At 72.8% G+C, this 20255-nt stretch carries 17 protein-coding genes; 13 read left to right on the forward strand and 4 right to left on the reverse strand.

Annotated elements, in window-relative coordinates; translation table 11 throughout:
* The first annotated feature begins 295 nt into the window (after positions 1 to 295).
* Entirely contained in the window at positions 296 to 1864 is a 1569-nt protein-coding gene (locus ABZ573_RS22900) for an MFS transporter (protein ID WP_151456912.1), read from the forward strand.
* An 11-nt stretch (positions 1865 to 1875) separates the two neighbouring features.
* Positions 1876 to 2484 (forward strand): TetR/AcrR family transcriptional regulator, encoded by a 609-nt coding sequence (locus ABZ573_RS22905; protein WP_151456911.1) that lies wholly within the window; start codon positions 1876 to 1878, stop codon positions 2482 to 2484.
* A gap of 42 nt (positions 2485 to 2526) precedes the next feature.
* Here ABZ573_RS22905 and ABZ573_RS22910 read toward each other — a convergent pair whose 3' ends face one another.
* Together ABZ573_RS22910 and ABZ573_RS22915 are read right to left on the reverse strand one after the other, a co-directional pair.
* Positions 2527 to 4446 carry a helix-turn-helix domain-containing protein gene (locus tag ABZ573_RS22910; protein WP_151456913.1) on the reverse strand — a complete coding sequence of 640 codons (1920 nt, stop codon included), beginning with the start codon at positions 4444 to 4446 and terminating at the stop codon, positions 2527 to 2529.
* Positions 4447 to 4460: 14 nt separating this feature from the next.
* Positions 4461 to 5243 (reverse strand): 3-hydroxybutyrate dehydrogenase, encoded by a 783-nt coding sequence (locus ABZ573_RS22915; RefSeq protein ID WP_311413841.1) that lies wholly within the window; start codon positions 5241 to 5243, stop codon positions 4461 to 4463.
* Positions 5244 to 5453: 210 nt separating this feature from the next.
* On the opposite strand from ABZ573_RS22915, the gene ruvC reads away from it, so the two are divergent.
* The 8 genes from ruvC (at position 5454) to ABZ573_RS22955 (ending at position 14866) form a co-directional block, all read left to right on the forward strand.
* Positions 5454 to 5981: a crossover junction endodeoxyribonuclease RuvC gene (gene ruvC / locus ABZ573_RS22920; protein WP_132240119.1), complete on the forward strand. Its 528-nt coding sequence runs from the start codon at positions 5454 to 5456 to the stop codon at positions 5979 to 5981.
* Positions 5978 to 6580 carry a Holliday junction branch migration protein RuvA gene (gene ruvA / locus ABZ573_RS22925; RefSeq protein ID WP_151456909.1) on the forward strand — a complete coding sequence of 201 codons (603 nt, stop codon included), beginning with the start codon at positions 5978 to 5980 and terminating at the stop codon, positions 6578 to 6580. The genes ruvC and ruvA overlap by 4 nt, the downstream gene beginning before the upstream one ends.
* On the forward strand, positions 6577 to 7647 hold the full coding sequence (gene ruvB, locus ABZ573_RS22930) for a Holliday junction branch migration DNA helicase RuvB (RefSeq protein ID WP_327027711.1): 1071 nt from the start codon (positions 6577 to 6579) through the stop codon (positions 7645 to 7647). The genes ruvA and ruvB overlap by 4 nt, the downstream gene beginning before the upstream one ends.
* 138 nt (positions 7648 to 7785) lie before the next feature.
* A complete protein-coding gene (gene yajC, locus ABZ573_RS22935; RefSeq protein ID WP_192581554.1) occupies positions 7786 to 8130 on the forward strand; it encodes a preprotein translocase subunit YajC in 345 nt (114 codons plus the stop codon).
* 257 nt (positions 8131 to 8387) lie between these two features.
* On the forward strand, positions 8388 to 10319 hold the full coding sequence (secD, locus tag ABZ573_RS22940; protein WP_327027713.1) for a protein translocase subunit SecD: 1932 nt from the start codon (positions 8388 to 8390) through the stop codon (positions 10317 to 10319).
* A 1-nt stretch (position 10320) separates the two neighbouring features.
* Positions 10321 to 11514, forward strand: coding sequence for a protein translocase subunit SecF (gene secF, locus ABZ573_RS22945; RefSeq protein WP_151456488.1), 1194 nt, complete (start codon positions 10321 to 10323; stop codon positions 11512 to 11514).
* 101 nt (positions 11515 to 11615) lie between these two features.
* Entirely contained in the window at positions 11616 to 12182 is a 567-nt protein-coding gene (locus ABZ573_RS22950) for an adenine phosphoribosyltransferase (RefSeq protein ID WP_151456489.1), read from the forward strand.
* A 194-nt stretch (positions 12183 to 12376) separates the two neighbouring features.
* Positions 12377 to 14866: a bifunctional (p)ppGpp synthetase/guanosine-3',5'-bis(diphosphate) 3'-pyrophosphohydrolase gene (locus ABZ573_RS22955; RefSeq protein ID WP_192581526.1), complete on the forward strand. Its 2490-nt coding sequence runs from the start codon at positions 12377 to 12379 to the stop codon at positions 14864 to 14866.
* Positions 14867 to 14996: 130 nt separating this feature from the next.
* Here the strand turns inward: ABZ573_RS22955 and ABZ573_RS22960 are convergent, their stop codons facing one another.
* Both ABZ573_RS22960 and ABZ573_RS22965 read right to left on the reverse strand, forming a co-directional pair.
* Entirely contained in the window at positions 14997 to 15836 is an 840-nt protein-coding gene (locus ABZ573_RS22960) for a peptidylprolyl isomerase (protein ID WP_151456491.1), read from the reverse strand.
* A gap of 65 nt (positions 15837 to 15901) precedes the next feature.
* Positions 15902 to 16786 carry a peptidylprolyl isomerase gene (locus ABZ573_RS22965; RefSeq protein WP_358120767.1) on the reverse strand — a complete coding sequence of 295 codons (885 nt, stop codon included), beginning with the start codon at positions 16784 to 16786 and terminating at the stop codon, positions 15902 to 15904.
* Positions 16787 to 17109: 323 nt separating this feature from the next.
* Between ABZ573_RS22965 and ABZ573_RS22970 the strand changes: the two genes are divergently transcribed.
* The 3 genes from ABZ573_RS22970 (at position 17110) to ABZ573_RS22980 (ending at position 20245) form a co-directional block, all read left to right on the forward strand.
* On the forward strand, positions 17110 to 17826 hold the full coding sequence (locus tag ABZ573_RS22970) for an MBL fold metallo-hydrolase (protein WP_327027715.1): 717 nt from the start codon (positions 17110 to 17112) through the stop codon (positions 17824 to 17826).
* A gap of 88 nt (positions 17827 to 17914) precedes the next feature.
* A complete protein-coding gene (gene hisS, locus ABZ573_RS22975; RefSeq protein WP_358120772.1) occupies positions 17915 to 19243 on the forward strand; it encodes a histidine--tRNA ligase in 1329 nt (442 codons plus the stop codon).
* Positions 19244 to 19312: 69 nt separating this feature from the next.
* Positions 19313 to 20245, forward strand: a complete 933-nt coding sequence (locus tag ABZ573_RS22980) for an acyl-ACP desaturase (RefSeq protein ID WP_151456495.1) — start codon at positions 19313 to 19315, stop codon at positions 20243 to 20245.
* The last annotated feature ends 10 nt before the right edge of the window (positions 20246 to 20255 follow it).

Consider the following 20255-nt stretch of genomic DNA (forward strand, 5'->3'; position numbering starts at 1 on the left):
CCCGCCATGCCCGGCGCAGGGATCAAGCCTGACCGCCCGGAGCCGGGCACGGCGGGCCACACCCCACCACGACGCACCGCCACGCCCATAACCACCCAAGGCCCCAAACACCCAAGGCCCCAGCCCCCAACCCACCCCCGAGCCCGCCGAAGCAGCACCCGGAAAGAGGACACGAGTGACCGCCGCCACATAAGATACGAACCGGTTCCGTATCGATAATCGCCCGCCTACGCTGACACCGCCGAATTACGAGTCTGGCCCGTATCGAAACGGGGTCCGGGGGGAGAACGCGAAGATGCCACCGCACGAGCACACGGGACACCCGAGGAGGTGGGCGATCCTCGGGGTGCTGGTGATCAGCCTGCTCGTGGTCGTCCTGGACAACACGATCCTCAACGTCGCGCTGCGGACCCTCGCCGACCCGGTGCACGGCCTCGGCGCGAGTCAGGCCGAGCTGGAGTGGTCGATCAACTCCTACACGCTGGTCTTCGCCGGCCTGCTGTTCACCTTCGGCGTGCTCGGTGACCGCGCCGGGCGTAAGCGCTTCCTGCTGATCGGCCTGGTGCTCTTCGGGCTGGCGTCGCTGCTGTCGGCGTACGCGCAGAGCCCCGCGCAACTCGTCGCGGCCCGCGCGCTGATGGGCGTGGGTGGCGCGGCCATCATGCCGGTCACGCTCTCGATCATCTCCAACGTCTTCGATCCCCGGGAGCGGGGCCGGGCGATCGGCGTCTGGGCCGGCGCGGTCGGCCTGGCCGTGGCCATCGGCCCGATCCTCGGCGGTGCGCTGCTGGAGCACTACTGGTGGGGCTCGGTCTTCCTGATCAACGTGCCGGTGGTGGTGCTCGGCGTGGTGCTGGTGGCGCTGCTCGTGCCGGAGTCGCGGGACCCGGATCCGGGCCGCGTCGACGTCGTCGGCGTGCTGCTGTCGGTGGTGGGGCTCGTCGCGTTGACCTACGGCATCATCGACGGCGGCGAGCACGGCTTCGGCCGCCCGCTGGTCTGGGTCGCGATCCTGGGCGGCCTGGCGGTGCTGGCCTGGTTCGTCGCGTACGAGCGGCGCAGCGACCACCCGTCGCTGGACGTGCGGCTGTTCCGGGTGCCGCGCTTCGCCGCGCCGGTGGCCATCGTCGGGCTGATCTTCTTCGCCGCGATGGGCGTCATGTTCTTCACCTCGTTCTACCTGCAACTGGTGCGCGGCTACAGCCCGCTGGAGACCGGCCTGCTCTTCCTGCCCTTCGCGGCGGCCCAGCTCATCTTCGCCCCGGCCAGCGCGGCGATGGTCCGCCGGTACGGCGGCAAGGCCGTCGCGGCGGTCGGGCTGGCGCTGACCGTGGTCGCGCTCGGCGCGTTCGCGTTCGTCGACGCGACCACCCCGATCTGGGTGGTGCTTGTCGTCTTCTTCCTCCAGGGCACCGGGATGGCCAACATCATGCCGCCGGCCACGGAGTCCATCATGTCCGCGCTGCCCCGGGAGAAGGCCGGCGTCGGCTCGGCGGTCAGCAACACGGTCCGGCAGGTGGCCGGCGCGCTCGGCGTGGCGGTGCTCGGGTCGGTGCTCTCCGCGGTCTACCGCGCCGACGTCGACCCCGCCCTGCGGGACCTGCCCGCCGGGGCGCGCGAGGCGGCCGGCGAGTCCATCTCCGGCGCGTACGCCGCAGCGGGTCAGCTCGGGCCGGCGGCGCCGCAGCTGATCGCGGTCGCCGACGACGCCTTCCTGGCCGCGATGCACTGGGCGGCGGGTCTCGCCGCCGCGATCGCCGCGCTCGGCATCCTCGTGGTGCTGCGCTGGATGCCCGGCCGCTCCGCCGAGGCGGCGGGGAGGCCGGCACCGGTGGGGGAACCCGAGTTGGCCGGGACCGCCTAGCTTCGGGAACAATGTCCGACATGACTTCCACCGCCGACGCTCCTCGGCCGCCCGGGCGGCCGAGGAGCGTCCGCGCGGACGAGGCGATCGTCGAGGCCGCCCTCGACCTGCTCGCCGACGGCAGCACGATCGAGGCGATCTCGATCGAGGCGATCGCCGCCCGCGCCGGGGTCGGCAAGGCCACCATCTACCGTCGCTGGCCGGGCAAGGACGCGCTGCTGCGCGACGCCCTGCGTACGCTCAAGGGCACCCCGCCGGAGCCCGCCGGCCAATCGGTCCGTGACGACCTGATCCTGCTGGTCGGCGCGGTCGGCAACCACATCGACCCGCGGGCGGCGCGGATCATGCCCTGCCTGGTGCCGGAGGTCAACCGCAGCCCCGAGCAGTACCAGCTCTACCAGAACATCATCGAGCCGCGGCGGGAGATGATGCGCGAGGTGCTGCGGCGCGGGATGCGCTCCGGCGAGCTGCGCGCGGATCTCGACGTCGAGGTGGTCATGGCGATGCTGACCGGCCCGATGCTGGTGCAGCGCGTCATGCGCTGGCACCCCGACCTCGACGAGGCGACCTTGCCGCAGCGCATCGTCGACGGCGTCCTGGACGGCATCCGCGCCCGCTGACCGTGAGGCCGGCGGTCAGGGCGGCGGGGGCTCGGACGGCCGTCAGGCGGCGGGCGTACGCAGGCGGTGCAGGCGCAGGGCCAGCTGCACCTCCAGCGCCCGCTCCGGCTTCTGCCAGTCCGCGCCGAGCAGCTGCCCGACCCGCTCCAGCCGCTGGGTGACCGTGTTGACGTGCACGTGCAGCAGCTCGGCGGCCCGGGCGAGGCTGCCGCCCACCCCGAAGTACGCCTCCAGGGTCCGCACCAGCGCGGTGCCCCGCCGGGCGTCGTAGTCGACGACCGGCCCGACGGTGGCGGTCAGGAACCGGTTGACGTCCTTGTCGCCCCCGTCGCCGACCGCGCCCAGCAGCAGCCCGACGAAGCCCAGCTCCGCCGTGCTCGCCCCCTGCCCCGAGCGGCCCAACGCACCCAGCGCGGTCAGGCACCGCTCCGCCTCGGCGAACGTCGCGGCCAGCGACGCCGGCCCCGTCGACGGGCCGCTCGACCCGGCGGTCACCGGCCGGCCGGTCACCCGGGACAGGTCCCGGGCCACCGCCCGGGCGCTGCCGCCCGCGTCCTGCCCGGGCAGCATCAGCACCACCCGTCCGTCGCGGGCGGCGGCCAGCCCGCCCCGGGTCGAGGCGTACGTGGTGGCCCAGGAGAGCACCCGCTGCCGGGCCGAGCCGGTGGCGGCGATGGCGTCGTCGCCGACCGCCACGAGCACGTGCGGGGCATCCAGGTCCACCCCGAGCCGGCGGGCCCGGCTGCGCAGCGCGTCCGTGTCCCGCAGCGGCCGGGCGATCAAGTCGTCGAGCAGCTCGCCCCGGACCCGCCCCTCCGCCTCGGCGACGGTACGCCGGAACAGCAGCAGCAGCGCCGTCACCAGCGACGCCCGCTCCAGGATCCGCTGGTCGGCGTCGACCAGCTCGTCGTCGGGGCGCAGCACCAGCGCGCCCATGTTCTCCGCCCCGGCCACCACGGCGGCATACCAGAGCCGGCCCCGGCGCACGCTGCGGCCCTCCGTACGCGACGCGGCCACCGCCTCCACCATGTCCGCCCGGTCCGGCTCCTCGATCTCGCCGACCCGGGCCAGCAGCCGGCCCTCCGCGTCGAGCGCCAGCAGCGCCCCGCCGAGCACGTCGGTGACCGCCGCGGCGACGTCCTCCACGCCGCCGCCGCGCAGCACCAGCGCGGTCATCCGGTCGTGCGCCGCCGCCGCCCGCTCCACGGAGCTGCTGTGCGCCCGGATGGTGGTGTTGGCCGTCGACAGCTCCTCCAGCGCCGCCTGCGTCTCCGCGAGCAGCCGCGCGGTGTCGATCGCCACCGCCGCGTGCGCGGCGAGGGAGACCAGCAGCGCCACCTCCTCCCGGACGAACGGCCGGGCCGAGCGGTTGGCCGCGTAGAGCACCCCGATCGAGGTCGAGCCGAGCCGCAGCGGCACCCCGAGGATGGCCACCAGGCCCTCCTCGCCCACGCCGGCGTCGATCTCGCCGGTGTGGTGGAAGCGGTCGTCCTCCGGGTAGTTCGCGGTGACGTACGGGGCGCCGGACTGGGCCACCAGGCCGCCGAGGCCCGCGCCCATCGGCAGGCGCAGCTGCTGGAAGCGGGCGGAAACCGAACCGTCGGTGACCCGCATGTACGTGTCGCCGCGCTCCTCGTCGTCGAGGGTCATGTAGGCCACGTCCGCGCCGAGCAGGTTGCGCGCCCGGTGCACGATCGCGCGCAGCACGTCGTCCAGGTCGCGCAGGCCGGCCAGGTCGCTGACCGTGTCGTACAGCCCGGAGAGCTCGACCTCCCGGCGGCGGCGGCGTTCCAGCAGCGCGCGGACCCGCAGCGCCACCGTCTTGGCCTGCTCCAGCTCGGCGAGCCGCGCGGGCGGCAGCCCGGCGGCGCGCGCGGCGATGAGCGGCCCCTCGAACTCCACCGCGGCGGCCTCGCGGGCGAGCAGCTCCAGGAACTCCACCGGTGACGACATGACCGACATTGTGCGGCTTGCCACTAGTTCGCCGTCCAGCCCCCGTCGAGCGCGATGGACGCGCCCGTGATGAACGCCGCCGGCGGCGAGCAGAGGTACGCCACGAGTTCGGACACCTCCTCCGGCTCGATCAGCCGCTTGATCGCCGCCCGCGCCAACATGATCTTCTCGACCACCTCGCTCTCGGGGATGCCGTGGCTGGCGGCCTGGTCGGCGATCTGGCTCTCCACCAGCGCGGTGCGCACGTACGCCGGGTTGATGCAGTTGGCGGTCACGCCGTGCGGGGCGCCCTCCAGCGCGACCACCTTCGACAGCCCCTCCAGCGCGTGCTTGGCGGAGACGTATGCCGACTTGTACGGCGAGGCGCGCAGCCCGTGCACCGAGGAGATGTTCACGATCCGCCCCCAGCCCCTGGCGTACATGTGCGGCAGTGCCCGACGGATGATCAGGAACGGCGCCTCGACCATCACCCGGTGCAGGTGGGCGAAGCGCTCCGCGGAGAACTCCTGCACCGGCGCCACGTGCTGCAGGCCCGCGTTGTTCACCACGATGTCCACGTCGGCGTCGAGGCGGTCCACCGCGTCCGGGTCGGCCAGGTCCACGCCCTCGGCCCGCCCGCCGGCCTCCGCCGCCACCGCCTTGGCCGCCTCAATGTTGCGGTCCACCACCAGGACCTCCGCGCCGGCGGCGCCCAGCCGCAGGGCGCAGGCCCGGCCGATGCCGCTCCCGCCCCCGGTCACCAGGGCGGTACGACCAGCGAGGTCGACGTGTACGACGTGGGGGACCGCCACGGGTTCTGCCGTCATGGCGCATGAAGTTACGAGCTGTGTGTCCGGGCGCACATGGGCCGGCGACACATACTCATCGCCCGGCATGTGTGGCCGCCGCGCGCCCCGGCGGCGTGTCGGCGCGCCCGGCGTGTCCCCGGCGGCGGGGTGTCGCCCGGCTCGGTAGGGTGTCGAACACACGTACTGCTGGCGGCTGGGGTCTCGTTGGCGGCTGGGGGAGGAGGCGGCGTGCGGGTGCTGGGCGTCGACCCGGGGCTGACCCGGTGCGGGGTCGGCGTGGTCGAGGGTGTGCCGGGGCGCCCCTGCACGCTGATCGCCTACTACGTCGTCCACACCGATCCGGACGACGATCTGGCGCTGCGCCTGCTGCACCTGGACCGTTCGCTCACCGATCTGGTCGCCGAGCACCGGCCCGACAGCGTCGCCGTCGAGCGGGTCTTCAGCCAGCACAACGTCCGCACCGTGATGGGCACCGCCCAGGCCAGCGGGATCGCCGTGCTCGCCGGCGCCCGCGCCGGGCTGCCCGTGCAGACCTACACGCCCAGTGAGGTGAAGGCGGCCGTGACCGGTTCCGGCCAGGCCGACAAGGCGCAGATGACCGCGATGGTCACCCGGCTGCTGCGGCTGGCCGAGCCGCCGAGGCCGGCGGACGCCGCCGACGCCCTGGCCCTGGCCATCTGTCACGTGTGGCGCGGCGGGACGCGTTCCAAGCTGGCCGCCGCGGCCGACCGGGTACGACGAGGAGGAGCCAGATGATCGCCAGCGTGCGCGGGGTGGTGACCGCGACCGGTCCGGATCACGCCGTGGTGGAGGTCGGCGGGGTGGGCCTGGCGGTGCAGTGCGCCCCGGGCACCCTCGCCGACCTGCGCATCGGCCAGCCCGCCCGGCTGGCCACCAGCCTGGTCGTCCGGGAGGATTCGCTCACCCTCTACGGCTTCGCCGACGACGACGCCAAGCAGTTGTTCGAGCTGCTCCAGACCGCCAGCGGCGTGGGCCCCCGGCTGGCCCAGGCGGTGCTCGCCGTGCACACCCCCGACGCGGTGCGCAAGGCGATCGCCAACGCCGACACCGCCGCGCTGACCCGGGTGCCCGGCATCGGCAAGAAGGGCGCGGAGCGCCTGGTCCTGGAGCTGCGCGACCGCGTCGGCCCGGTGCCGGTCGGCGCCGACGGCGCGGCCGGGGTCACCGGCGGCGCCTGGCCCGAGCAGGTCCGGCAGGCGCTGGTCGGGCTCGGCTGGACGGCCGGGCAGGCCGACCAGGCGGTGGCCGCCGTCGCGGAGACCATCGACGGTGACGTGCCGCCGGTGCCGGTCCTGCTCAAGCAGGCCATCCGGCTGCTGGGCCGCACCCGGTGACGGGCTCCGACGGCGGGCTGGTCTCCGCCTACGTGCACGATGCCGACCTCGACGCGGAGGCCACGGTCCGGCCGAAGCGGCTGGAGGAGTTCATCGCCCAGCACCGGGTCCGCGACCAGCTCGACCTGCTGCTCCAGGGCGCGATGCGGCGCGGCTCCCCGCCCGACCACATCCTCCTGTCGGGCCCGCCCGGCTTGGGTAAGACCACCCTGGCCAACATCGTCGCCGCCGAGCTGGGCTCGGGCATCCGGGTGACCAGCGGCCCGGCGATCGAGCGCTCCGGCGACCTGGCGGCGATCCTGACCAGCCTCGCCGAGGGCGACGTGCTCTTCATCGACGAGATCCACCGGATCGCCAAGCCGGCCGAGGAGTTGCTCTACAGCGCGATGGAGGACTTCCGGGTCGACGTGATCGTCGGCAAGGGTCCGGGCGCGACGGCGATCCCGCTGGACGTCGAGCCGTTCACCCTGGTCGGCGCGACCACCCGCTCCGGCCTGCTCACCGGGCCGATGCGCGACCGGTTCGGCTTCGTCGCGCACCTCGACTTCTACTCGCCGGCCGACCTGGAGGTGCTGCTGCGCCGTTCGGCCCGGATCCTCGGCGTGCCGATCACCGACGACGGCGCCGCCGAGGTCGCCGGCCGCTCCCGGGGCACGCCGCGCATCGCCAACCGGCTGCTGCGCCGGGTCCGCGACTTCGCCGAGGTCCGGGCCGACGGGGTGGTCACCCTGGAGACCGCCCGGGCCGCCCTCACGGTGTACGACGTCGACGCACTGGGCCTGGACCGGCTGGACCGGGCGGTGCTGACCGCGCTCGTCGACTCGTTCCGGGGCGGGCCGGTCGGCCTGTCCACGCTGGCCGTGGCGGTGGGTGAGCAGCCGGACACGGTGGAGGAGGTCTGCGAGCCGTTCCTGGTCCGGGCCGGCCTGCTGGCCCGTACGCCGCGCGGCCGGGTCGCCACGGAGGCCGCCTGGCGGCATCTGGGCCGTACGCCGCCGAATGGTACATTTGGCGCGAATGCTCCTGTGACGCCCGATCTGTTCTCGACGGATGCCGATCAGCCGTGATGTGAACGTGATCTGTGCCGCATTCGGCGTTCCCAGGTGCAGGGATTAGACTCGCGCCGGTCTGTACAGGACGTGAGAATCCGCTTCCGCTCCGGCGCGCCCGCGCCGGGCCGGGGGCCAATGGGAAGGTCTTTCACTGTGCTTTACGCAGCAGAGGGCGGCGGGGGTGCCGGCAGCCTGACGCCGATCCTCATGATCGCTCTGCTCTTCGGCGTCATGTACTTCATGATGATCCGCCCCCAGCAGAAGCGCCGCCGTGAGGCGGAGTCCATGCAGTCCGCCCTCGCGCCCGGCGACGAGGTGGTCACCATCGGTGGCCTCTACGGCACGGTCACCGGCGTGGACGACGACACCGTCCTGCTCGAGGTCGCGCCCGGTGTGCAGACCCGCTACGCCCGTCCGGCCATCGCCCGGGTCGTCAGCCAGGCGGAGCGCCCGGCCGACGAGCCGGTCGCCGAGGACGCGGACGTCGTCAAGGAGTGACGGTCGCTCCCGCCCCGCGCGGGGTGGTGGTCGCCGGACTCCGGTGACGACTTTCCCCGACGGGGCAGCGGAGGCGACGTGAAAACTGGATAGTTGGGCCCGACGCCGGAAGTCGGCTCGTCCCGTTCCGCCCGGCGCCCCCGCGCCGAGCCCGGAGCCGGATGCCGCCCTCCGACGCCGGCCCGTCGGACCCGCCGGCCGGACCGGCCGACACCCGCCGCACCAGCGGCGCGACCGTACAGGGAGACAGGACAGCCGTGGCACCACCTCAGGGACAGATGCGGCCCGGACGGCAACTGGCCGTGCTCGGGCTCATCTTCGTCGTCCTCTATCTTTTGGTGTTCTTCGCGGGCGGCGCCAGCGGCGGCTTGAAGGACAGGCTCGAGCCCAAGCTCGGCCTGGACCTCGTCGGCGGCACCCGGCTGACGCTGGAGGCGACCAACAGCATCGGTGGCCAGGCCCCGACGGCGGAGAACCTCGAAGAGGCCCGCCAGATCATCGAGAGCCGCGTCAACGCCTTCGGCGTCGCCGAGGCCGAGGTGGTCACCGAGGGCAACCGCAACATCGTGATCTCCCTGCCCGGTGAGAACCGCGACCTGACCGAGGTGGGCAGCGCCGCCGAGCTGCGCTTCCGCAAGGTGCTCAAGGCCGCCGACGGCAGCGGCGCGGCCACCGCCCCGCCGCCCGCCGCCACCCCGGCCCCCTCGGGCAGCGCGGCCCCGGCCCCGTCGGGCAGCGCGAAGCCTTCGGGCAGCGCCGCCCCGTCGGGCAGCGCCGCGCCGAAGGCGACCGCGTCGCCCAGCGGCGGCCAGGGCGGCATGGCCCCGGCCCCGAGCGCCAGCGCGTCGGCCGCGCCGAGCGCCACCCCCTCGGCCGGCGCCGCCACCCCGACGCCGAGCGCCAGCGCCGAGCCCGTGCCGCAGAGCATCGAGGACCAGCGCAAGGCCGTCGAGCAGAAGGTCGGCGCCGCCGCCTGGGCGGCCGCCAGCGGCCTCCAGGCCCCGGCCGACCTGGCCGCCGACCCGTCGCTGGCGGAGAAGCTCAAGCCGTTCGCGGCTCTCGACCCGCGCGAGGTCGCGGTGCTGCCGGCGACGATGCAGTTCAACGTGCCGCAGATCAGCTGCGCCCAGCTCGACAAGCGCCCGCCGGCGTCGATCTCGGCCGCCAACCAGCAGGCGGTGGCCTGCGAGGACGGCGCCGCGAAGTACCTGCTCGACCAGGCGAAGGTGCTGGGCACCGACGTCGAGGGCGCCAGCGCGGTGCTGGACCAGACCAGCCAGTGGGTCGTCAGCCTCGACTTCTCCGGCCCCGGCCAGGACAAGTGGACCAACCTGACCCGCGAGGCGTTCAACAACGAGGGCCAGGCCTGCGACGCCACCGCCCTCGGCCAGGACGGCAAGTGCCGCGTCGCCGTCGTGCTCGACAACGAGATCGTCTCCTCGCCCGAGATCCAGGGCGTGCTGACGGGCAACTCGCAGATCACCGGCAACTTCAACCAGCGCGACGCCAGCGCCCTGGCCGGCCAGCTGCGCTACGGCGCGCTGCCGGTGACCTTCGAGGCGCAGGAGCAGCAGAACGTCACCGCCACCCTGGGCGCCAGCCACCTGCGGGCCGGTCTGCTCGCGGCGGGCATCGGCATGCTGCTGGTCATCATCTACTCGTTCTTCTACTACCGCCTGCTCGGCTCCGTCATCTTCCTGAGCCTGGTCCTGTCGGCGCTGCTGGTCTTCGGCGCGCTGGTGGTGCTCGGCCGGCAGATCGGGTTCACCCTCACCCTCGCCGGCATCGCCGGCATGATCGTGTCACTAGGTGTGGCGGCGGACTCGTTCGTCATCTACTTCGAGCGGCTCAAGGACGAGATCCGGGAGGGGCGCAGCCCGCGCAGCGCGGTGCCGCGTGCCTGGATCCGGGCCCGCCGCACGATCATCTCGGCCAACGCGATCACGTTGATGTCGGCGGTGGTGCTCTACGTGGTCTCGGTCGGCACGGTGAAGGGCTTCGCCTTCGCCCTCGGCCTGGCCACGGTGCTGGACCTGGTCGTGGTCTTCCTCTTCCGGCACCCGATCATGACGATGTTCGCCCGCACCTCCGCGTTCCTGTCCCCGCGGGTCAGCGGTCTCGGCCGGGCGCTCCCGCCGCGGACGGCCGAGCCGGCCAAGCCCCGCAACCCGCGCGTGAAGGAGGCCTGAGATGGCAAAGAGTGGTCTCGCGAGCCGCCTCTACCGCGGCGAGGCCGGCCTCGACATCATCGGCCGGCGCAAGCTCTGGTTCGGCGTCGCGCTCGTGCTGATCCTGCTGTCGCTGCTCAGCTTCGGGCTGCGCGGCTTCAGCCTCGGCATCGAGTTCGCCGGCGGCAACTCTTTCCAGATCCCGGCGAGCGTCGGCACCCTGGAGCAGACCGAGCTGAAGGTCCAGGACGCCCTGGCCGCGGCCGGCGGCGACGCCAAGGTCGTCACCACCCAGAAGGTCGGCGGCACCGGGGGCGACTTCTACGAGGTGCGGACCACCCAGCTCGACACCGAGCAGGCCAACGCCGTCAAGGACGAGATCGCCGACGAGTTCGGCATCGACGCCGCCACCATCAGCGGCAACCAGGTCAGCGAGGCGTGGGGCAGCCAGGTCACCTCCCGGGCGCTGCTCGGTCTGGTCATCTTCATCGCGGTGGTGATGATCTACCTGATCCTGCGCTTCGAGTGGCGGATGGCGGTCGCCGCGGTCTCCTCGCTGATCATGAACCTGATCCTCACCGCCGGTATCTACTCGCTTGTCGGCTTCGAGGTCACCCCGTCGACGGTCATCGGCTTCCTCACGATTCTGGGCTTCGCGCTCTACGACGTGGTGGTGGTCTTCGACAAGGTGCAGGAGAACACGCGCGGCATCACCGCGAACAACAACCAGACGTACGGCGAGGCGGCCAACCTGGCGATCAACCAGAGCCTCATGCGGTCGCTGAACACGTCGGTGGTCGCGCTGCTGCCGGTCGGTGGTCTGCTCTTCATCGGTGCCGGCCTGCTCGGCGCGGGCACCCTGAAGGACCTCGGCCTGGTGCTCTTCGTCGGTATGGCGGTGGCGTTCCTGACCTCGATCCTGCTGGCCACGCCGCTGCTGGTGCTGCTCAAGAACTACGACCCGCGCATCCAGGCGCACAACAAGCGGGTGCTGGCCCGCCGGGGCGCGATCGCCCGTGGCGAGGTCACCGGCAAGGGCACCGCCCCGCGTACCGACGACTCCGACGACGAGCCGGTCGACCCGGAGTCGGCCGCGCTGGCCGGCGCGGCGCCGCGGGTGGGCGCCCGACCGGCCGGGAAGCGGCCGACCGGCGCCCGGAGCGGCCGACCCGCTGGCGGCGGTGGCAACCGGCCGGGTGGCGGCAAGCGGCGCTGAGCCGGGCCGGGCTGACCCGGTAGGAACCGATCCGACGGCGTCCTTCATGCTGTGCGAGCAGCATGCAGGACGCCGTCGTCGTGAAGGGGAGCGGAACTGCCGTGACGGAGACCCACAGCACCGGGGTACGGGGAGACAGCGGCCCGGCCACCGCCGCGCTGGTCGCCAGCCGGGTGCTCGACGTGCCCGACTTCCCGAAGCCCGGCGTCATGTTCAAGGACCTGATGCCGCTGTTCGCCGACGGCGACACGTTCCGTCAGGTGATCGACGGGATCGTCGCGTACCACGGGCGGGAGTCGTTCGACGTCGTCGTCGGCATCGAGGCGCGCGGGTTCGTGGTCGCTGCCGCCATCGCGTACGCGACCGGGGTCGGCGTCGTGCCGGTGCGCAAGGCCGGCAAGCTGCCCCGTCCGGCCTACTCGGCCTCCTACGCCCTGGAGTACGGCGAGGCCACGCTGGAGGTGCACGAGGACGCCTTCACGGCCGGGCACCGGGTGCTGGTGGTCGACGACGTGCTGGCCACCGGCGGCACCGCCGAGGCGACGCTGGACCTGGTGGAGCGGGCCGGCGGGACCGTGGCCGGCTTCACCGTCCTGCTGGAGCTCGCCTTCCTCGGCGGCCGGGAGCGGCTGGCCCCGCGCCCGGTGCATGCCCTGTTGACCGTTTGACCCCGCCGACCGTCGGGCGGACCCGGTGGGGACCGTCCGGCGGAGCGGCGGGGCACCGTGCGTGCGGGTAGCATTGCCCTTTGCTGACCGGGCGGGACCCGTCCGGGCAGCGCGAGACCAGGCCGGCCGGCGCACGGTCGGTGACTTCCCGGCGAGCGGTGAGGAGGCCGGTGTCCCACGATGTCGCCCCTCCGGTGGAGGGCACGGTGTACCCGACAGGCGACGCGGACGGCTCGGCGACCGCAACCAACGGTGACGCGCAGGCCCCGGAGGCGGGCCCCGGCGTGACCGTCCCGGCCGAGCCCGTACGCCCCGACACGCCGGCGGCCACGGCCGGCGGCGCGGGCGCGGCGACCGAGGGGGTCCTGCTTCCGTTCCCCGCCGACGTCGTCGGCGACCACATGCCGAGCGCCGGTTTTGCGCTCTCCACCGCGCCCACCGGCCGCCGGGTCCGGGCGCGGCTGGCCCGGTTCAACGCGCCCTGGCAGTCCTCGCAGGTCAGCGAGGTGCTGGAGCCGCTGATCTCGACCCACCGGGACGCCCACCCCAAGGCGGACGCGCGGCTGCTCCAGCGCGCCTTCGACACGGCGGCCCGCTGGCACTCCGGGCAGTACCGCAAGTCCGGCGACCCCTACATCACCCACCCGCTCGCGGTCGCCACGATCCTGGCCAACCTGGGCATGGACACCACCACCCTGGTCGCCGCGCTCCTGCACGACACGATCGAGGACACGGAATACACCCTCGACCAGATGCGGGCCGACTTCGGCGGCGAAGTGGCGCTGCTGGTCGACGGGGTCACCAAGCTCGACAAGGTCAAGCTGGGCGACGCGGCCAAGGCCGAGACGATCCGCAAGATGGTCGTCGCGATGGCCAAGGACCCGCGGGTGCTGGTGATCAAGCTGGCCGACCGGCTGCACAACATGCGTACCCTCACCTTCCTGCCCCGCCCGAAGCAGGAGCAGAAGGCGAAGGAGACGCTGGAGATCCTGGCCCCGCTGGCCCACCGGCTGGGTATGAACACGATCAAGTGGGAGCTGGAGGACCTGGCCTTCGGCACGCTCTTCCCGAAGCGCTACGAGGAGATCAACCGCCTCATCGGGGAGCACCAGCCGCAGCGCGAGGCGCTGCTGCGCCAGGTCACCCAGAAGGTGCAGACCGACCTGAAGGCCGCCAAGATCAAGGCGGAGACCACCGGGCGGCCGAAGCACCTCTACTCGATCTACCAGAAGATGATCGTGCGGGGTCGCGACTTCAACGACATCTACGACCTGGTCGGGGTGCGGATCCTGGTCGACACGGTGCGCGACTGCTACGCGGCGCTGGGCGTGATCCACGCCAACTGGCAGCCGGTGCCGGGCCGGTTCAAGGACTACATCGCCATGCCCAAGTTCAACATGTACCAGTCGCTGCACACGACGGTCATCGGGCCCACCGGCAAGCCGGTGGAGATGCAGATCCGCACGTACGCGATGCACCGCACCGCCGAGTTCGGCATCGCCGCGCACTGGAAGTACAAGGAGCACAAGGGCACCCAGATCGTCGGCCCGCCCGCGCACATCGACGAGATGACCTGGCTGCGCCAGCTGCTGGACTGGCAGCGGGAGGCGGCCGACCCGAGCGAGTTCCTCGACGCGCTGCGCTTCGACCTGTCCAGCCAGGAGGTGTACGTCTTCACCCCGAAGGGTGACGTCATCCCGCTGCCGACCGGCTCCACGCCGGTGGACTTCGCGTACGCGGTGCACACCGAGGTGGGCCACAAGTGCATCGGGGCGCGGGTCAACGGCAAGCTGGTGCCCCTCGAATCGACGCTGTCCAACGGCGACGTGATCGAGATCTTCACCTCGAAGTCCGACACGGCCGGCCCGACGCAGGACTGGCTGGGCTTCGTCAAGAGCCCGCGCGCCCGCACGAAGATCCGGCAGTACTTCAACAAGGAGCGGCGCGAGGAGGCGATCGAGGCCGGCAAGGACGCGATCGTCAAGGCGATGCGCAAGCAGGGCATGCCGTTGCAGCGGATGCTCACCTCCGACGCGCTGATGGCGATCGCCCGGGACCTGCACCTGGCCGACGTGGCCTCCCTCTACGCCGCTGTCGGCGACAGCCAGGTCTCCGCCCAGTCGGTGGTGCAGAAGCTGATGGCCGCGTACGGCGGCGAGGAGGGCGCGGCGGAGGACATCGCCGAGACCGCCGTCGCCACCCGTCCGCCCCGCAGCCGGCAGAGCAGCGCCGACCCGGGCGTGGTCGTACGCGGGGTCAGCGACGTGTGGATCAAGCTGGCGCGCTGCTGCACGCCGGTGCCGCCGGACTCGGTCTTCGGCTTCGTCACCCGCTCCGGCGGCGTGAGCGTGCACCGCGACGACTGCGCCAACGCCGAGGACCTGCGGGCGCAGGCCGAGCGGGTGGTCGAGGTGAGTTGGAAGCTCACCTCGGCGTCCACGTTCCTGGTCGCCATCCAGGTCGAGGCGCTGGACCGGCACAAGCTGCTCGCCGACGTGACCCGGGTGCTCTCCGAGGAGCGGGTGAACATCCTCTCCGCGACGGTCACCACCACCCGCGACCGGGTGGCGGTGAGCCGGTTCAGCTTCGAGATGGCGGACCCGAAGCACCTGGGCCACCTGCTGGCGGCGGTCCGCAAGGTGGACGGCGTCTTCGACGCGTACCGCGTCACCTCCGGCGCCTGACCCCGCCAACCCCTCGCACACCCGCGCCCCGGCCCGGCACCGACCGAGCCGGGGCGCTGGTGTGCGGGTGGGACGGACGAGCGCCCGCCGGCGGGGCCGGCGGGCGCTCGTCGTACGGCTGGGGTGCGGGTCAGCCCTGGGGGGCGCTCATGGTGAGCTTGTTGATGGTGACTTCCTTCTTCGGGTGGCCGCCACCGGCCTGCTTCGCGAACGCCTTGTCGTCGCCCGCCGCCGCGACCTGCTTCACGAGGTCCATGCCGCCGGTGATGGTGCCCAGGACGGTGTAGTTCGGGTCCAGCGGCGAGTCGCCGTAGACGATGAAGAACTGGCTGCCCGTGCTGCCCGGCTGGCCCGAGTTGGCCATCGCGATCACGCCCTCCGGGTACGGGGGCCGCTTGTCGGTGGGCAGGTTCTCCTCGGCGAGCCGGTAGCTCGGGCCGCCGGTGCCGTCGGTCTCGCGCCAGCCCTTGCCCGTCGCGCCGGGGTCACCGCACTGGAGCACCTTGATGCCCTCGGTCACCAGCCGGTGGCACTTGCTGTTGTCGAAGAAGTTCTTCTCCGCCAGGTGGGTGAAGCTGCCCGCGGTGCAGGGCACCGCCGACCGGTCGATCGTGGCGGTGATCGGGCCCAGGTTGGTGTCGATCGTCATCGTCTGGGTGCCCGTGGCCGACTGCTGCACGGCCGGCACCCCGACGTCCTTGATCTGCGGGGACCGCTGGTCGGTGGGGATCTCGGTCCAGGCGCACTGCACGTTGCCGGCACCCGGGCCTGCGGTGTCGGTCTTGTCGTCGTCTCCGCCGAGGGTGGTGACGAGCCAGACCGTGCCGGCGACGACGAGGACCAGGACCGAGGCGGCCCCCACGATCGCCTGGGTCTGCCGGCGCTTGCGGGCCCTGGCCGCGCGCTCGGCCATCTCCTTCTCGAGCCGGGCGCGCGCCGCCGCGCGCTGCCGCTCTCTGGTGGACGTCACGCCTGGATCCTCCTGGGCTGTCGGGTGGCGCGGTCGGTGCCGCTGCGATTGGTGGGGCGGCCGGGTCAGCCGGCGCTCGGGCTGGCCGCCGGAGCGCCCGAAGCGGGCGGCGTCGGTGCCGAGGTCGCCTGCGCCACGGGCTCGCCGACGGTCAGGCTCTGCACGACCACGTCGTCGTCCTTGGGCTTGACCTTGGCCCCCGTCCCATTGTCCACGGTCGGCTTGGCACCGATCTTCGCCACCACGTCGATCCCACCGGTGACCCGGCCGATGATCGGATACTTCGGGTCGGCCGTGGTGAAGTCCTTGAAGAACATCAGGAACTGGCTGCCGTTGGCGCCCGGCGGGTTGGCGATCATCGCGACCGTGCCCTTCGGGTACGTCGCGGGCTGGCCGGCGGAGGGGCTGGCCGACGGTGACGGCGCGGTGGGCACGTTCTCGTCGTAGAACGAGTAGGTGGGGCCGCCGAGCCCGGTGCCGCTCGGGTCGCCGCAGCGCACCGCGCCCTCGGCGGTGATCTCGTGGCACTTGGTGTTGTCGTAGAACGACCGGCTGGACAGGTGGGCGATGCTCGCCGCCGCGCACGGGGCGCCGGCCAGGTCCAGCTCGACGGTGATCGGCGCACCCTGGTTGGTGGTGACCGTCATCGGACGTACGCCGTCGGTGGGCAGCCCTTCGGTGGCCGGGGTGCCGACGTCCTTGAGGTTGGTGTTCGCGGTGGCGTCCTGCGGCGTCCACAGGCAGACGTCCTCGGCCGTGTTCTCCTTCGGCTCGTCGTCGAAGGCGCCCAGCGCCCACGCCGAGCCGCCCACGATCAGCGCGAGGACGACGGCGACGCCGACGCCGGCCTGGATCTGCCGACGACGCTTGACGGCCGAGGCCCGGCGGGCGAGTTGCCGGTCGAGCTTGGCACGCGCCAGTTTGCGCTGCCGGTCCCTGCTGGAAGCCACCCGTGCTCCCCTTCCTCTACCCTGGTCGTCACCGGTGGTCGGGCGTCCTGCGCCCGTTCGGCGGCGGGTGCGCCACGCCACACGCCCGCCAGAGTGTACGGCTACCGACTGGGAAAGTGGTGTACGAGGTCCGGGCCGGGTTTATCGGGACGCGTCACTGCGCCCGGCGGAGCCCACGGGACGCACGCGATCGTCGCCGGACGCGATGCCCGAAACGGGCACGATCGGCGCCACCCGGAACGCCCCGGACGCACGCGCAGAACCTCCTCGCCCCGCCCGATAAGCTGCTGACAGGCAACCCACTCGACGGAAGGGGAGCGGACGTGCTCGTGGCCGGCTTTCCCGCGGACGCCTTCGGCACCAACTGCTACGTGGTCGCCGCCGCGCCGGGGGAGCAGTGCGTGGTGGTCGACCCCGGCATCGGGGTGCTCGACCGGCTCGACGCCCTGCTGGCCGAGCATCGGCTGCACCCGGCCGCCGTCCTGCTCACCCACGGCCACCTCGACCACACGTTCTCGGTGGCGCCGGTCTGCGGCGCGCGCGGCATCACCGCGTACGTGCACCCCGGCGACCGGGAGATGCTCGCCGACCCGGCCAAGGGGCTGTCGGCGGAGCTCCGCTCGCTCTTCGGTGGGCGGCTGCCGTACACCGAGCCGGAGGACGTCGCCGAGCTGACCGACGGCGCCACGCTCGCCCTCGCCGGGTTGGAGATCACCGTCGACCACGCCCCGGGCCATACCGGCGGGTCGGTGCTCTTCCGACTGCCGGCCGCCGGCTCGTCGTGGGAGGCGGAGCAGCTCTGCCTCTCGGGCGACGTGCTGTTCGCCGGCTCCATCGGCCGCACCGACCTGCCGGGCGGCAGCATGACGAGGATGGTCACCAGCCTCCGGGACAAGATCCTCCCGCTGGCCGACGACACCGTCGTGCTGCCCGGCCACGGCCCCGCGACCACCATCGGCCGCGAGCGCGCGACCAACCCGTACCTCGTCGAGGTGGCGGGTGGCGGCGCGCGACCGGCGGCCCCCGCCCGCGGCCTCTGACCGGCCGCACGAGCTTTGTCACGCGGCCGGCGAAGGCCGCACCGAGCCTTTGCCCGCGCCGGCGCGCGGGACTGTGAACGGAGCCATCATGAGCAAGCCCACGCCCATCTCCGGCTTCCCGGAGTGGACGCCCGCGCAGCGGATGATCGAGCAGTACGTCCTCGACAAGATCCGCGACACCTTCGAGCTGTACGGCTTCGCCCCGCTGGAGACCCGTGCGGTGGAGCCGCTGGATCAGCTGTTGCGCAAGGGGGAGACCTCCAAGGAGGTCTACCTGATCCGGCGGCTCCAGGCCGACGCCGACGGCCCGACCGGCGACGACGCGCTCGGCCTGCACTTCGACCTGACCGTGCCGTTCGCCCGCTACGTGCTGGAGAACGCCGGCAAGCTCCAGTTCCCGTTCCGCCGCTACCAGATCCAGAAGGTCTGGCGGGGCGAGCGGCCGCAGGAGGGGCGCTACCGCGAGTTCCTCCAGGCCGACATCGACATCGTCGACCGCGACACCCTCGCCCCGCACCACGAGGCGGAGATGCCGCTGGTGATCGGCGACGCGCTGCGCTCGCTGCCGATCCCGCCGGTGCGCATCCAGGTCAACAACCGCAAGATCTGCGAGGGCTTCTACCGGGGCATCGGGCTGACCGACCCGGAGGCGGCCCTGCGCGCGGTGGACAAGCTCGACAAGATCGGTCCGGCGAGGGTGGCCGAGTTGCTGGCGCAGACGGCCGGGGCGAGCGAGGCGCAGGCCAAGGCGGTCCTGTCGCTGGCGGAGATCTCCGCCCCGGACGCCTCCTTCGCCGACGCCGTCCGCGCGCTGGGCGTCAGCGACCCGATGCTCGACGAGGGGGTCGAGGAGCTGGTCCGGGTGGTGGAGACGGCCGCCGCGCACTCGCCGGGGCTCTGCGTGGCCGACCTGCGCATCGCCCGGGGCCTGGACTACTACACGGGCACGGTCTACGAGACCCAGCTGATCGGCTACGAGCGGTTCGGCTCGATCTGCTCCGGCGGCCGGTACGACAACCTGGCCAGCGCCGGCGCGACCCGCTTCCCGGGCGTCGGCATCTCGATCGGGGTGACCCGGCTGCTGGGGCTGCTCTTCGGCGCCGGCGCGCTGTCGGTGTCGCGGGACGTGCCGACCTGCGTCCTGGTCGCGGTGACCAGCGAGGAGCAGCGCGCCGCCAGCAACCGGGTGGCCGAGGCGCTGCGCTCGCGGGGCGTGCCGACCGAGGTGTCGCCGAGCGCGGCGAAGTTCGGCAAGCAGATCCGCTACGCCGAGCGGCGGGGCATCCCGTACGTCTGGTTCCCCGGGGTGGACGGCGCGGCCGACGAGGTGAAGGACATCCGTTCCGGCGAGCAGACCGCCGCCGCGGCGGGGGAGTGGACGCCGCCCCGGGCGGACCTCAGGCCGCTGGTCAGCTGAGACATTACTGGCGCGTACGCGCGATCGGACCTACGGTGGCGTAAGTTACGCCACCGTAGGGAGATCGTCGTGACCGCACTCAGCCAGACCGCCCTGCTCCTCGAACTGGCACCCGTCGTCGAGAAGAACCTCGACCGGCACCTGGCCGTCGCCAAGGAGTGGTTCCCGCACGAGTACGTGCCGTGGAGCGAGGGGCGCACCTTCGACGGGCCGCTGGGCGGCGAGGCGTGGGCGGAGAGCGACTCGACGATCCCCGACGTGGCCCGTACCGCGCTGATCGTCAACCTGCTGACCGAGGACAACCTGCCCTCGTACCACCACGAGATCGCCACCCTGTTCGGCCGCGACGGCGCCTGGGGCACGTGGGTGCACCGGTGGACCGCCGAGGAGGGTCGGCACGGCACCGCCATCCGCGACTACCTCACCGTCACCCGGGCGGTGGACCCGGTGGCGCTGGAGCGGGCCCGCATGACGCACATGTCCGCCGGCTACGCCAACGTCCACGACGACGAGGTGCTGCACTCCCTGGCGTACGTCTCGTTCCAGGAGCTGGCCACCCGGATCTCGCACCGCAACACGGGTCGGGTCACCGGCGACCCGGCCTGCGAGGCGCTGCTGGCCCGGGTCGCGGCCGACGAGAACCTGCACATGGTCTTCTACCGCAACCTGCTGGCCGCCGCCTTCGAGCTGGCGCCGAGCCAGGCGATGCGGGCGGTCGCCGACGTGGTGGCCGACTTCCAGATGCCCGGCAACGGCATCGACGGCTTCGCCCGCAAGTCCGTGGCGATCGCCCTGGCCGGCATCTACGACCTGCGCCAGCACCGCGACGAGGTGGTGGCGCCGGTGCTGCGCCAGTGGGACGTCTTCAACGTGACGGGGCTCGACGCCGACGGCGAGACCGCCCGCGACCAGATCGCGACGCACCTCGACGACCTGGACCGCGCCGCCACCCGCTTCGAGGAGAAGCGCGACGCCCGGGCCGCCCGCCTGGCCGCCCGCTGACCCGCCCCCG

It is taken from the genome of Micromonospora sp. NPDC007220, assembly GCF_040634035.1.
GTDB lineage: Bacteria > Actinomycetota > Actinomycetes > Mycobacteriales > Micromonosporaceae > Micromonospora > Micromonospora reichwaldensis.